The organism is Pseudarthrobacter sp. NPDC058119, from assembly GCF_042884655.1.
In the GTDB taxonomy this organism is placed as follows: Bacteria; Actinomycetota; Actinomycetes; order Actinomycetales; family Micrococcaceae; genus Arthrobacter.
Genome location: NZ_JBHVTN010000005.1, coordinates 223,128 through 235,919 on the forward strand (window position 1 = coordinate 223,128; position 12,792 = coordinate 235,919).

Below are 12,792 nucleotides of genomic sequence, written 5' to 3' on the forward strand. Positions count from 1 at the left end.
GTGGTGGGATGAATCACACAACTTCCGCTGCAGCGCCGCAGCGCATGGCCGCCCCCGCCCCGGGCGCAGGCCTTTCCGTGTTTCCCCGGCGTTCCGTGCTCGCCGTCCTGGTGTGCTGGCTGCTGGTCGTTTTCGACGGCTATGACCTGATTGTCTACGGCACCGTCCAAGGCTCGCTCATCAGCGATACCGGCTGGGGCCTGACAAAGGCCACCGCCGGAACCATCGGCTCGATGGCTTTCATCGGCATGATGATCGGAGCGGTCTTCGCCGGCCGCATGTCCGATACCTGGGGCCGCCGGCGCACCATCATCGGCTGCGCCGTCGTCTTCTCCGTCTTCACCATCCTCTGCGCCTTCGCGCCCAACGCCCCGGTCTTCGGCGGACTGCGGCTCCTGGCAGGCATTGGCCTGGGCGGCCTGGTTCCCTCGGCCAACGCCCTCGTGGCAGAGCTGGTCCCCGAAAAGTGGCGGTCCACCATCGCCACCCTGATGATGTCCGGCGTTCCCATCGGTGGTTCCATCGCCGCCCTCGTCGGCATTCCGCTGATCCCGGCCTTCGGCTGGCCCGCCATGTTCCTGGTGGCCGTCGTCGCCCTCCTGGTGGTCATCCCGCTGGGCATCCGCTACCTGCCGGAGACACTGGCGCCCGGCCACAAGGGCGAAGCCCGGGGCCAAGTCGCCAAGGAAGCCGTCGGGTTCGGGTCCCTGCTTCGCGCACCCTACCTCGGCACCAGCCTGCTGTTCGCCATCGGCACCCTGGTAACCCTCTTTGCCTGGTACGGGCTGGGCACCTGGCTGCCCAACCTCATGCAGCTGGCAGGCTACAACCTCGGGTCCGCCCTGACCTTCGCGCTGGCCCTCAACCTTGGCGCCGTGGCCGGCTCGGTGCTCACCGCCTGGGCCGGCACCCGGTTCGGCCCCATTCCCACCGCCATCGCGGCAGCGGCCGTGGCCGCCGTCGGATTGCTGGTCCTGGTCACCGGGCCGCCCGTCGCCGTCGTCTACCTCATGCTGGTGCTTGCCGGCGTCGGCACGCACGGCACCCAGTGCCTGATTATTGCCGCCGTGGCCAGCCACTATCCCGCACACCTTCGCGGTACAGCCCTTGGTTGGGCGCTTGGCGTGGGCCGGATCGGGGCCGTGGCAGCGCCCCAGGCCGGCGGGCTCCTGCTCGCGGCGGGCCTGGGCGTCAACTCAAACTTCCTGGCGTTCGCCGGAGCAGCAGCCGCAGCGGCAGTCCTGCTCGCAGCCGTCGGTACCAAAATCAAGAAATCAACAGCAGTAGGAGTTTCCAATGTCTAACGTCAAAGATTCCACCGACGTCCTGGTAGTGGGCGGCGGAATGGCCGGACTGGCCGGCGCGCTGGCGCTCCGCGAAAACGGCGCCGACGTCACGCTCGTTGAGGTGGCACCCGCCTTCGGCGAGGTCGGCGCCGGCCTGCAGATGGCCCCCAACGCCTCCCGCGTCCTCAAGCGCTGGGGCCTGCTGGAAAAGGCGCTGGAAATCGGCGTCCAGCCCAAGCACCTGGTGTTCCGCGACGCCATCACCGGCGAGGAACTCACCCGCCAGACCCTCGGCGGCGAGTTCGAGGAACGCTACGGCGCCCCCTACGTGGTGATCCACCGCAGCGACCTGCACCGGATCCTGCTCGAAGCCTGCCAGGAAGCCGGCGTCACCCTGGTGAACGACGTCCTGGTGCAGAAAGTGGAGACCGACGGCGACCGCGCCCGCGCCTACACCGCCAAGGGTGAGGTGTTTGAGGCTGACGCGATCCTGGCAGCGGACGGGCTGAAGTCCACCCTGCGCGCCACCGTCGCCAACGACGGCCCGGTCAACTCCGCCTACGTGGCGTACCGCGGAACCGTGCCGATCACGGAGGAGACCCCTGCCGCGGACCTGGAGGATGTGATCGTCTACCTCGGCCCCAACTGCCACCTGGTGCAGTACCCGCTCCGGAAGGGCCAGCTGCTCAACACCGTGGCAGTGTTCAAGTCCCCGTCGTTCGAGCGCGGCGAAGAGCAGTACGGCGGCGTGGACGAACTCCAGGCGGCCTACAAGGACTGCGTCCCCGCCGTGCAGGAAGCCCTGAAGAACCTGGCCACCGGCATCCGCTGGCCCATGTACGACCGCAACCCGATCGAGACCTGGGTTTCCGGCCGCATGGCACTAATCGGCGACGCTGCACACCCCATGCTGCAGTACCTGGCCCAGGGCGCCTGCCAGGCGCTGGAAGATGCGGCAGTGCTCCAGGATGCCGCCAGCAACCGCGTCTTCACGGCCGAAGGCATCGACGCCGGGGCCTGGGAGGATGCCTTCCGCGAGTTCAACGAAACCCGCGCAGCCCGCACGGCCCGCGTCCAGCGCACCGCCCGGATCTGGGGCGAGTCCTGGCATGTGGACGGCGTGGCACGAGTCCTGCGGAACATGCTGTTCAAGAGCCGCGGCGATAATAACTTCCAGTACAACGACTGGCTGTACGGCCGCAACGAGCCCGGCACCCCTGTAATGGTTCCTGCCGGCGCCAAGCTGGTGGAAGCCTAAGCACCCCGGACCAAGGCGGGCGTACGACAGCGGGTGGCCCCCGGCGTCGTACGTCCGCCTTTCCTGGACGGAAGGGTAGGCGCCGGAATAAATCCTAAAAGTTGAATGTTCAACCAATATGGACTTTGGCATATTTACCTTCGGCGAACTGTCGCGCAACGGACAAACCGGGCTGGCCCAGTCGCCGCACCAGCGGCTGGAAGAGATCATCGGGCTGGCAAAGCTGGCCGACCAGGCGGGCCTCAGCTTCCTGGGCCTGGGCGAGCATCACCGCAGCGACTTCGCCCTGTCCGCCCCCGAAATGGTGCTGGCCGCGGTTGCCCGCGAGACCACCCATCTGAGGCTGGGCACCGCCGTTACCGTGCTATCCACCCAGGATCCGGTGCGGCTCTTCGAACAGTTCGCCACCCTGGATCTCATATCCGGCGGCCGCGCCGAGATCATCGCCGGGCGCGGGGCGTTCATCGAGTCCTACCCGCTGTTCGGCTACGACACCGCGGATTACGACGCCCTCTTCGACGAAAAGCTGCGCATGCTGCTGGAACTGCGGGACAACGCCAGCCTCAACTGGCGGGGCACCCTGACCCAAAGCATCCCCGGCATGGACATTGCCCCGCGGCCGCTGCAGGAAAAGCTTCCCGTTTGGGTGGGGGTGGGCGGAACGCCGGCGAGTTTTGCCCGTGCGGGACGCCTGGGCCTGCCGTTATTTGTTGCACTGCTGTCCGGACCCGAAAGGTTTCGCCGCCTCGTGGAGCTGTACCGGCACACCGCGGCCGAGGCCGGGCATGACGCCTCCGCACTGCCGGTGGGTGCAGGCGGCCACTTCTACGTGGCGCCCACCTCCCAGCAGGCACGCGATACCTTCTATCCCTACTACCGGGCGTACTTCGAGCAGAACATGCCCCGGCCCGTGGACCACTTCCCGCGCTCCACCTTTGACGAGTGGTCCGAGCCGGGCGGCGGCCTGCTGGTGGGCAGCCCGCAGCAGGTGGTGGAGAAGATCCTGGCCATCCACGAGGCCCTGGGCACCAGCCGCTACATGGCCCAGATCGGACTGGGCGGCCTGCCATTCGCCGAGACGGCGCGTTCCATCGAGCTGCTCGCCACAGAGATCATGCCCGCCGTCAACCGGGAAATTGGGGCCCCGGCCCCTGCCTGACCCAAGCCATTTCCACCACCAACACCGAGGACACGATATGCACGCACCGTTCGCCGAACCCACCGTCGCCTGGCAGAGCCCCGACGATCCCAACCGTCCGCTCGCGGTGCTGCTGCACGGGCGCGGCTCGGATGAATCAGGAATCATCGGGCTGGCCAGCCACCTTCCCGCAGGCCCCTCCTACGCTGCTGTCCGGGCGCCGATCCCGGCAGGCGGCGGGTTTGCCTGGTTTGCCAACCGGGGGACGGGGCGGCCCGTGGCCGAGTCGCTGGCCCAAACCATGGAGTGGTTCCGCACGTGGCTGGACCCGATCGCCCCGGAAGGACGGCCGGTGATCCTGGTCGGCTTCAGTGGCGGTGCGGCGTTCGCGGGCGGGTTGCTGCTGGCTGACCCGCAGCGGTTCGCGGGCACCGCCGTCCTTTACGGGACGCTGCCGTTCGAGGCCGGTGTGCCGACGTCGCCGGGCCGGCTTGCCGGCGCTCCGGTGTTCCTGGCCCACGGCGCAGCCGATACCGTCATCCCCGCTGACCTGCTGGGCCGCACCTGGGACTACCTCCTGGGGGACTCCGGGGCGGACACCCGCGCCCGGAAGGATCCTGGCGGACACTCCCTCACCGCGGAAACTGCCGCCGGGCTGGGTGCGTGGATCACCGAACGCGCCTAGCTAGCGCTGTCCCGGTCAGTCTTCGTCGCAGAGCAGGTGGTACCAGCTGTCCGCCAGCACTTCCAGGGCGTGCTCGCGGTTTGGTTCCATCTTGCGGCGGGTCCATAGCGTGGCCACGTAGTCGAGTTGCGTGAACGCCAGGGTGCCGCGGATGTGGCGCGTTTCGCCGGCGAAGCGCCCGGCGAGCTGCATGCCGCGGACCATGTCCGTGATGACTTCCTCGTGCCAGCGCTCCACCATGGTGCGCACCTCCGGGTCCACCGCCGCCGCCTCGTCCAGGACATCCAGGTAAGGGCGGAAGACCGGCCACAGGGCAGCCCGGGATTCGAGCCAGGAGAGGATGCCGGCCAGCTTGCCGTCCCGCACCACCTGCACCAGGTCCGGGGCGGTTGATCCGCTGTCGGGGCCGTCGGCGCGCTCCAGGACGGCGTTCACCCGGGCCATGAAGTCCCGCATCAGGTCCGCGCGCGTGGGGTAGTACGCGTAAAAGGTCACACGGGTGGTCCCGGCTGACGCGGCGATCTCATCAATGGTGGTGGCGGCGTAGCCCTTTTGGGTGAAAAGCTCCAGCGCCCGTTCCACGATGGTGTCGCGCGTGAGCTGCTTCTGGGCTTCGCGCAGCGATGGCATAGCGTCAATCCTAACGTGGAGTCCGGGCGCTGGAGCCGGGGGGGGGGCGGTGGCCTCAGGCCGTCACGGGTTCGGCGGCCCGGGCCACCTGCTGCCCCGTATTGGCCAGCCGCCGCAGCCTGGGGATGGGGATACGGTAGTTGATGGCCGCGGCCGTTCCTGAACCGTCCGCGTGCTCCCACCGCAGCAGCGACGAATCGGTTCCGGTGCCCTGTTCCCGGAGGTGCGGCGCTCCCTCCACGGGCGTGAAACCCACGGCCTTGAGTGACAATCCAAAGGCTTCCGTCCAGAAGTAGGGCTGGAATTCCAGCGGCGGAGCCTCGTCCCCCAGGAGGAGGCCGACGGCGGCGGCCTTGGCTTGGTCGATGGCACTGGTCCACAGCGGCACCCGGCCCAGTCCCCGCTGGGTGGGGAAGAATGCCACGTCCCCGGCCGCGACGATGTCCGGGCGCACACGGCCCCGGGAATCGACCCGGAGGGCGCCGTTGGTGAGCAGGCCGGAGCCTGCCAGCCATTCGATGTTCGGCTCGTCGCCGACCGCGCTGACCAGCAGGTCCGCTTCCAGGACCGTTCCGTCGGCCAATGCCACCTGCGGGGTGGTCCCTGACCGGATGAGCCGGGCCTTGGAGCCATTGACGATCCGTAGCCCGTTCGCGCGGGCCGCTGCGGTGAAAATTCCGGACAGGTAGCTGCCCAGCTGCCGTACCAGTGGTTCGCCGTCGGTGACCAGGGTGACGTCACAGCCGCTGTGCAGGCAGCCGGACGCCACTTCCATGCCGAGCGGGCCACCGCCCACCACGATCACCGACGCCCGGCCCGCCACCAGCGCCTTCAGCCGGACGGCGTCCTCCAAGGTGCGCAGGGTCAGCTCGCCGCCATCGCGTGCCTCGGCGCTGCCGTGGTCCGCGCTCCCGGCCAGCCGCCTGGCGCGGGAACCGGAAGCGATCACCAGCCCGTCGTACGGCAGGCTTTCGCCGCCGTCGAGCGTCACCCGGCGCGCCCCGGCGTCGAGCCCTGTGGCGCTGATCCCCAGCAACTCGTCGGCGCCGTGCGTCGGTGCGGGGAGCTCGTGCGCCGTCAGCCCGTCACCGCCGTGGAGCAGCGCCTTGGACAAGGCCGGGCGGCTGTAGGGGGAGTGGCGCTCGGCGCCCACCACGGTCAGCTGGCCGTCGAAACCAGCCGCGCGCAGTGAGTCGCAGGCGGTGAGGCCCGCGATGCCGTTGCCGACGACGACGATCCGGCGTGCCGTCACGCCGCCACCAGTTTCAGGGCTGCTACTGGGCAAACGCGGACCGCGGCCTTCGCTGCCGCCTCGGCCTGGTCCCCCTCCACTTCCGGGACGTCGATGACCAGTTCGCCGTCGTCGTCCAGGTGCATCAGCGCCGGCGCTGCTTCCTCGCAGAGGCCGTGGCCCTCACAGCGCGGCCGGTCCAGTTCGATCCTCATGCTGCTTCCACCTCCAGTACCTGGAGCTGCTCGAAGCTCCTGGTGATATTGCTCGGAACCCGGTACCCCTCGCCCAGGGACAGGGATTTCACCCGACGGGCCAGGGCTTCAACGATGGCGTGCCCTTCCAGTCGGGCCAGCCCCTGCCCGGCGCAGCCGTGCGGACCATAGCCGAAGGACAGATGGTCCACCGGGTTCCGGGTCACGTCGAAGGTGTCGGGGTTGTCATAGTGCCGGGGGTCCCGGTTGCCTGCGCCCAGGAGGATGCCCAGCTGGGCGCCTGCCGGAATGGTCACGCCGTCGAGCTCCACTTCGCGGGTGGTGGTGCGGCCCCAGATATGCAACGGGGTCCAGTACCGGAGGACCTCGGCAAAGGCCGCGGGAACCAGTTCGGGGTTGTTGCGGACCAGCTCGAGCTGCTCCGGGTGGCGGCCAAACAAGGCCACGATGTTGCCGATGGAGGCAATGGTGGTGTCGACGCCGGCACCCAGGTACTGGTGAATGATGTGGCCTGCGGACCCCTCGGGGATGTCCCCGCGGGCTTCGGCGTCGAAGATCCCGCGGCCGATGGAGCCCGGCGCCAGGTCCTCCGCCGTGACCGACGAGCACCAGCCGTACAGCTCGCCGGCAATGGGGAAGCTCTCCTGGGTGCGGTGGTTCAGGGGGCCGATCACCTGCATGGCAGCCTGGCCCCAGCGCAGCATGTTTTCCTTGACGTGGCCGCCGAACCCGATGAGGTCCGCCACGATGTCCAGGGGAAAGGCGCGGGCCAGGGAATCGATGGCCTCGAAGGAACCCGTGGCCACCAGTTCGGCAACGAGCTTGTCCGCCTTCTCGTCGATGGTGACCTTGAGGCCTCGGAGGGCCCGCGGGGTGAGGTTCGCCGAGAGCGTGGCCCGCAATTGGGTGTGCAGGGGCGGATCCGAGGCCAGCGACGTGCCCTGCAGTGCCTCGTTCACCATGGGGTTGAAGCCAAGCGTGGTGGACGAGAACGATGCCGGGTCTGCCAGCACATCGCGGATGAGGTCGTAGCGGGTGACGGCGTAGAGGTTGTTCTTCGGCAGGTGGACCAGGCCGCCCAGTTCACGCAGCGCGGCGTAGGTGGGGTAGGGGTCCACCGTGATGTCGTCATCCCAGATGTCGATATCGGATTCGATGGGGTTCACAGTTGTCTCCTTGCGGGTAGTCGGGGTTTCCGGGCCTGGACCGGTCATGCCTGGACGGCCTCGGCGTTGGCTTCCGTGGTTTCGGCGATGGCATCGGCCGTGGGCGCCGGGGAGCGGGAGCTGATGAAAAGGGTGAGGACGGCCGACAGGACGGCGGCGATGCCCGCCGCGAAGTAGACCGCCTGGAAGCCCTGGCCCAGGGACGTTCCCGCCACCCCCTGGATCTGGGGCTGGGCGGAGGCCAGGGCCTTGACCATGCCGTCCACTGCCTGGGCGGGGGCGCCGCCCGCAGCGGCCTGGCCGGAGAACTGGGCAACGACGCCGTCCCAGCCGGACAGGAAACCCAGCGGCGGTACGTGCGAGAGTCCGGCCACCGCTTCAGCGGGCAAGCCCGCCCCGCCCAGGATTCCCGCCAGCGGGCCGGCGAAGGCGGTTGCCCCGACGCCGAACGCGATGGCCGATCCGATGACCGGGCCCAGGGCGAAGCCAAGGTCGCGCAGCAGGTTGGTGGTGGCCGACGCCATGCCGATGTGCTGCGGCGGCACCGTGTTGATCGCCACGGCCGTGATGGAGCCCACCGTGAGGGCGAAACCGATGCCCAGCAGGAGCAGGGGCGGGATGAACGCGGTCCACGGCGTCCCGCCGAACGCTTCGGGCGTACCCAGCGGGATGGTGGACAGCCCGAAGGCGGAAGCTGCCATGAAGGCGAAGCCGGCCGTCAGCACCCACCGCGGTGCCACGTGGTGGATCAGCCAGCCCACCACGGGGATGAAGGCGAACGCCGGGCCCTGGATGAAGACGAACAGCACGCCCACCTTCCAGGCCTCAGCCAGGGCCAGGCCGCCCACGGCGACGCTGGTGCTGTAGCAGACGGCCAGGAAGGCGAACATGCCGGTGACCGCCACGATTCCCGTAATGGAGTAGGCACTGTTCCGGAACAGCGACAGGTGGATCAGCGGCTGGCGCGTGCGTGACTCGATGACCACAAAGGCGGCCAGGAGGACGGCGCCGGCTACGTAACTGATGATGACCTCGGAGCTGCCGAATCCGGCGTCGACCGCCTGCACGGTGGCAAAGAGCACCGCAATCAGGCCCAGCGCCAGGGTGGCCTGCCCGGGCACATCGAGCTTCCGCCCTTCGGCGGCAGCGGAGTCCTTCGCCCGGGTGGCCATGACCAGCACGGCGACGGCGATCGCGGCGGCGATGTAATAAGCCACCCGCCAGCCGCTGAAGGCATTGGGTGCGCCTGCCGCGGGCCCGGGCACGGTGAACGCCTGCGACGTCAGGCCCGCCAGCATGGGCGAGATGACCGCGCCCAGCGAGAGGAAGCCGGCCCAGGTGGCAATGACCTTGGCCCGCGCCCGGTGGTCCGGGGTGATGGCCGCGATCATGGAGAGCGAGATGGGAAAGAGGATGCCGGCGCCGATGCCGCCCACGGCCTGGGCCGCGATCATCATTTCAGTGTTGACTGCCAGTGCCGCCAGGACGGATCCCGCGATGCTCACGGCCGCGCCGGCGTACAGCAGCTTCCGGCGGCCGAACAGGTCGCCCAGCAGGCCCCAGCTGAGCTCGAACACTACGATGCCCATCATGAACATGCCGGCGATCCAGGTCAGCCCGGCGCCGGAGGTCCGGAATTCGACGGCGAAGGTTCCGTTGAGTGCGCCGGGGAGCGCGTTGGTGATTTGCGCCAGGGTCACGGCGCTGTAGGCCGCGACAAAGGTTGCACGTACCGAGCCGCGGCTCGAAACGGTGGGGGTCAGGCTCATCGATGAAACTCCCTTGTTCCATTGCGAAGTTGAGTGTTGGTTTCCAACAGTCTGTAGTGATCCATTACACAGTGTCAAGGAAAATCCATAACGAAAGTTTCCTTGACACTCTGTAAAGAATTGTGTGATGCTGGCTCCACCGCAACGGAGCGAGGGCTCGGCGGGACCCCTACTCAAGCACCCGGATTCAAGGGAGAACTTCGTGACCATCCATCCGGCCGCCGATTCCCACGGCGCCCCCGCCCCCACCCCGGAACAGGGCACCGTCAACACGGTCCTGGGCCTGGTACCCGCCTCCGAACTGGGCGTCACCGCCGTTCATGAAGCGCTGCTGTCCGTCCTGCCGGGGGCCCAGTACGCCCCGGATATTTCCATGGACCGGGCCGACATCTTCGCGGCGCTCGCCGCCAAGCTGGCTGACTTCCGCAGCCGCGGCGGCGGGACGATCGTGGACAGCACCGGTATGTTCCACGGCAGGGACCTCAAGCTGTACGAGGCACTGTCGCGCTCCACCGGCGTCCACATCGTCGCCTCCACCGGCCTTGGGCCCGAGGAGGAGCTCGGCGGCTACTTCCTGACACCGCAGACCAATCCGCCCACCCCGTGGCCGGCGGAAAAGTTCAGCGACCTGTTCGCCAAGGAAGTCACCGACGGGATGGTGGTCCCCAGGGTTGAACGCCGCGCCGCCGCAGGGATCATCACCACGGCCGCCGACCGGGCCGGCATGACCCCCACGGAGGAGAGCCTGTTCCGCGGCTCGGCGAGGGCTGCCCGGGAAACCGGAGTGCCCGTCTCCATCCGCTTCGGCGCCGATGCCCTCCATGACCTCGACGTTGTCCTGGACGAGCAGCTTCCCGCGGACCGCGCGCTGGTCGGCGGCCTGGACCGCCTCGACGCCGCGGGCGCCGCAGGCAAGGTGGCCGAGCGCGGCGCCTTCGTGGGCGTCGACCACGTGGGCCTCAACGACCACCCCGACTACCTGACCGACCACGGCCGGGCCGAACTGGTTTTGGAACTCGTCGCTGCCGGCCATGTGGACAGGATCATCCTCTCCGGAAACTCCATCGGAGTGGCCAAGGGACTGCCCGAATACAACCTCCCCTACAGCCACGTCCTGGCCACGTTCGTTCCATTCCTCAAAGCCCGCGGCCTGTCCGACGACGACGCCCGGCGCATCTTGGTCGACAACCCCCGCGCCCTGCTGGCCGTCCGCTGAGCACGCTTCCATCAGCCCTCCAAACCCCGAGGTAGAACAATGACCAAGGTCAACACAGTGCTGGGAACCATCCCGGCCGAAGAACTCGAAATCGTAGCCGTCCACGAACACATCGGCTACGGCATGCCCGGATCCGAGCTGGACACGAAATGGTGGAAGACGCCGGAACAGGCCTACGAGGAAACCGTGCCCAAACTCCGGAAGTTCCGTGAATACGGCGGCGGCACCTTGGTGGACGCCACCGGCATCTGCAACGGCCGCGACATCGACTACTACAAGTCCCTCTCGCGGAAGACCGGCGTCAACATCGTCGCCTGCACCGGCTTCGTGGGAGGCGACACCGCACTGCCGCACTTCTCCCGCGCCACCGTGGACTACTTGGCCAAGGTCTTCATCCACGAGATCACCGTCGGCATCGGCGATACCGGTGCCAAGGCCGGCGTCATCAAGGTGGGCGTCAGCCGCGGCGGACGCATGACGGACCTGGACAAGCGGATCTACCGGGCCGCGGCCCGCGCCGCCGTCGCCACCGGAGCCCCGGTCCTCACCCACCTGGCCATCGACCCGGAACCGGCCGTGGCCATCTTCAAGGAAGAAGGCCTCCCGCTGGACCGGGTGCTGTTCGGCCATGCCGACGACGGACTGAACGCCCCCATCACCCCGCACGACTGGATCTACGAACAGGGCGGCCGGATCGGCTTCGACACCTTCGGCTACGACCTCGAACTCCCGGACCCGCCGTTCTGGGGCCGCAAGCGCGCCGAACGCATGGAGCACTTCGTCAAGCTCGTGGACAAGGGCTACGCGGACAAGCTCCTGGTCTCCGCCGACGCCAACTGCAGCCCCCTCGGCTGGCCGGGCGTCAAGGGCCACACCGTCAACTACATCTTCGAGGACATGATCCCGGACATGCGTGCCGCCGGCATCGACGACGCCACGCTCAAGCTCCTGCTCCAGGACAACCCGGCGGACTTCCTGTCCCTCCAGGCCTGACCGGCCGCCCGAGCAAACCCTTCCACCGGGCACCGCCCGGGCTGCAGAAAGAGACCCACCCCATGAAAGCTGAAGACCTTAAGAACCTCCGCATCGCCATCATTGGCGCAGGGTACGGCGGCGCGGCCGCCGCCAAGGCCCTGAGCCTGCTCGGCGCCACCGTTAACGTCTACGAGCAGGCATCCCGGATGCGGGAGGTCGGCGCCGGCATCGGGCTGCGCCCCGCCACCATGTCCCGCTTCCGCCAGTGGGGGATCTTCGAAGCCATCGCCGCAGTGAGCTCACCCAGCGATTACTTCGAAATCCTCAGTGCCACCGGCCACCCCATCATGAAGGACACCTGGCCCGAGGACGGTGACCAGAAGCAGACCCACCTGATCCACCGCGGCGACTTCATCGAAGCCCTGCTCGGCGTCCTGCCCGAGGGCATGGTGCACCTGGGCCTCAAGCTTGAATCCATCACCGACAACGGGGACTCCTCCGTCTTGGCCTTCGCCGACGGCACCACCGTGGAGGCTGACCTGGTGGTGGGTGCGGACGGCATCAAGTCCGTGGTCCGCGAACAGCTGTTCAGTGCCGCGGGGCCGGTCTTCTCGGGTGAACATGCGTACCGCGCCGTGATCTCCGCCGACGACTCCCACGGCATGGTGGTGGACGACAACCTGCGGATGTACATCGGCAAGGGAACCAAGGTCTACCTGTTGCCGCTGCGGCACCGTAACCAGATGTCCTTCGACATCACGGCACTGAACCCGGACGGGACCTGGGCGCCGGCCATCACCAAGGAGGACCTGCTGGCAACGGTGGAAGGCTTCGATGACCGCATCGTCAGCATTGCCCGCGGCCTGGACATGGACAGCGTCAACGTCCGCGCCGTCTACGACATTAATCCCGTGGACACCTGGCACACCGACTCGGTGGTGCTGATGGGAGACGCCGCCCACTCGATGCTCCACCATCAGGGACAGGGCGCCAACTCCGCCATCGAGGACGCCGGGGCGCTGGCGGACGCCCTGGCCCAGGCCGGCTCGGTCAAGGAGGCACTGGCCCGGTTCCAGGCCATCCGCAAGCCGGTGACCGATGAGCTGCAGCGTATTTCCCGCCAGGGCTGGAGCGAGGAAGAAGTCAACGACGTCTTTCCGGGACAGAAGCCCGCATCCCAAAAACCTGCATCGCAGGCGCCTGCCGAACCCGTGAAGGCCTGA

12 protein-coding genes are annotated in these 12,792 nt (G+C 68.2%); 7 read left to right on the top strand and 5 right to left on the bottom strand.

Translation table 11 applies throughout. From position 1 onward, the window contains the following. Window positions 1–8 precede the first annotated feature (8 nt). The 4 genes from ACFVTD_RS12830 to ACFVTD_RS12845 all read left to right on the top strand — a co-directional run bounded on the left by ACFVTD_RS12830 (window position 9) and on the right by ACFVTD_RS12845 (window position 4,367). The gene (locus tag ACFVTD_RS12830) at window positions 9–1,304 is read left to right on the top strand and encodes an MFS transporter (RefSeq protein ID WP_387563300.1); all 1,296 of its coding nucleotides are present in this window, start codon (window positions 9–11) and stop codon (window positions 1,302–1,304) included. Continuing rightward, the gene (locus ACFVTD_RS12835; RefSeq protein ID WP_387563303.1) at window positions 1,297–2,544 is read left to right on the top strand and encodes an FAD-dependent oxidoreductase; all 1,248 of its coding nucleotides are present in this window, start codon (window positions 1,297–1,299) and stop codon (window positions 2,542–2,544) included. Before ACFVTD_RS12830 ends, ACFVTD_RS12835 begins: the two co-directional genes overlap by 8 nt. Before the next feature lie 118 nt (window positions 2,545–2,662). Beyond that, a complete protein-coding gene (locus ACFVTD_RS12840; protein WP_387563306.1) occupies window positions 2,663–3,703 on the top strand; it encodes an LLM class flavin-dependent oxidoreductase in 1,041 nt (346 codons plus the stop codon). 37 nt (window positions 3,704–3,740) lie between these two features. After that, window positions 3,741–4,367 carry an alpha/beta hydrolase gene (locus ACFVTD_RS12845; protein WP_387563309.1) on the top strand — a complete coding sequence of 209 codons (627 nt, stop codon included), beginning with the start codon at window positions 3,741–3,743 and terminating at the stop codon, window positions 4,365–4,367. 15 nt (window positions 4,368–4,382) lie between these two features. Here the strand turns inward: ACFVTD_RS12845 and ACFVTD_RS12850 are convergent, their stop codons facing one another. From ACFVTD_RS12850 to ACFVTD_RS12870, 5 genes are read right to left on the bottom strand one after another with little or no spacing between them, the layout of a single operon-like run. Beyond that, the gene (locus tag ACFVTD_RS12850) at window positions 4,383–4,997 is read right to left on the bottom strand and encodes a TetR/AcrR family transcriptional regulator (protein ID WP_387563312.1); all 615 of its coding nucleotides are present in this window, start codon (window positions 4,995–4,997) and stop codon (window positions 4,383–4,385) included. A 55-nt stretch (window positions 4,998–5,052) separates the two neighbouring features. Continuing rightward, window positions 5,053–6,249: an NAD(P)/FAD-dependent oxidoreductase gene (locus ACFVTD_RS12855; RefSeq protein WP_387563315.1), complete on the bottom strand. Its 1,197-nt coding sequence runs from the start codon at window positions 6,247–6,249 to the stop codon at window positions 5,053–5,055. Continuing rightward, window positions 6,246–6,443: a ferredoxin gene (locus ACFVTD_RS12860; RefSeq protein WP_387563318.1), complete on the bottom strand. Its 198-nt coding sequence runs from the start codon at window positions 6,441–6,443 to the stop codon at window positions 6,246–6,248. Before ACFVTD_RS12860 ends, ACFVTD_RS12855 begins: the two co-directional genes overlap by 4 nt. After that, the gene (locus ACFVTD_RS12865) at window positions 6,440–7,609 is read right to left on the bottom strand and encodes a cytochrome P450 (RefSeq protein WP_387563321.1); all 1,170 of its coding nucleotides are present in this window, start codon (window positions 7,607–7,609) and stop codon (window positions 6,440–6,442) included. Before ACFVTD_RS12865 ends, ACFVTD_RS12860 begins: the two co-directional genes overlap by 4 nt. 44 nt (window positions 7,610–7,653) lie before the next feature. Next, on the bottom strand, window positions 7,654–9,378 hold the full coding sequence (locus ACFVTD_RS12870) for an MFS transporter (protein WP_387563324.1): 1,725 nt from the start codon (window positions 9,376–9,378) through the stop codon (window positions 7,654–7,656). Window positions 9,379–9,580: 202 nt separating this feature from the next. Here ACFVTD_RS12870 and ACFVTD_RS12875 point away from each other — a divergent pair, with 202 nt between their 5' ends. From ACFVTD_RS12875 to ACFVTD_RS12885, 3 genes are all read left to right on the top strand, one after another. Beyond that, the gene (locus tag ACFVTD_RS12875) at window positions 9,581–10,594 is read left to right on the top strand and encodes a phosphotriesterase (RefSeq protein ID WP_387563327.1); all 1,014 of its coding nucleotides are present in this window, start codon (window positions 9,581–9,583) and stop codon (window positions 10,592–10,594) included. A gap of 39 nt (window positions 10,595–10,633) precedes the next feature. Continuing rightward, on the top strand, window positions 10,634–11,587 hold the full coding sequence (locus ACFVTD_RS12880) for a phosphotriesterase (protein WP_387563330.1): 954 nt from the start codon (window positions 10,634–10,636) through the stop codon (window positions 11,585–11,587). A gap of 62 nt (window positions 11,588–11,649) precedes the next feature. Then, window positions 11,650–12,792, top strand: a complete 1,143-nt coding sequence (locus ACFVTD_RS12885) for an FAD-dependent oxidoreductase (RefSeq protein ID WP_387563333.1) — start codon at window positions 11,650–11,652, stop codon at window positions 12,790–12,792.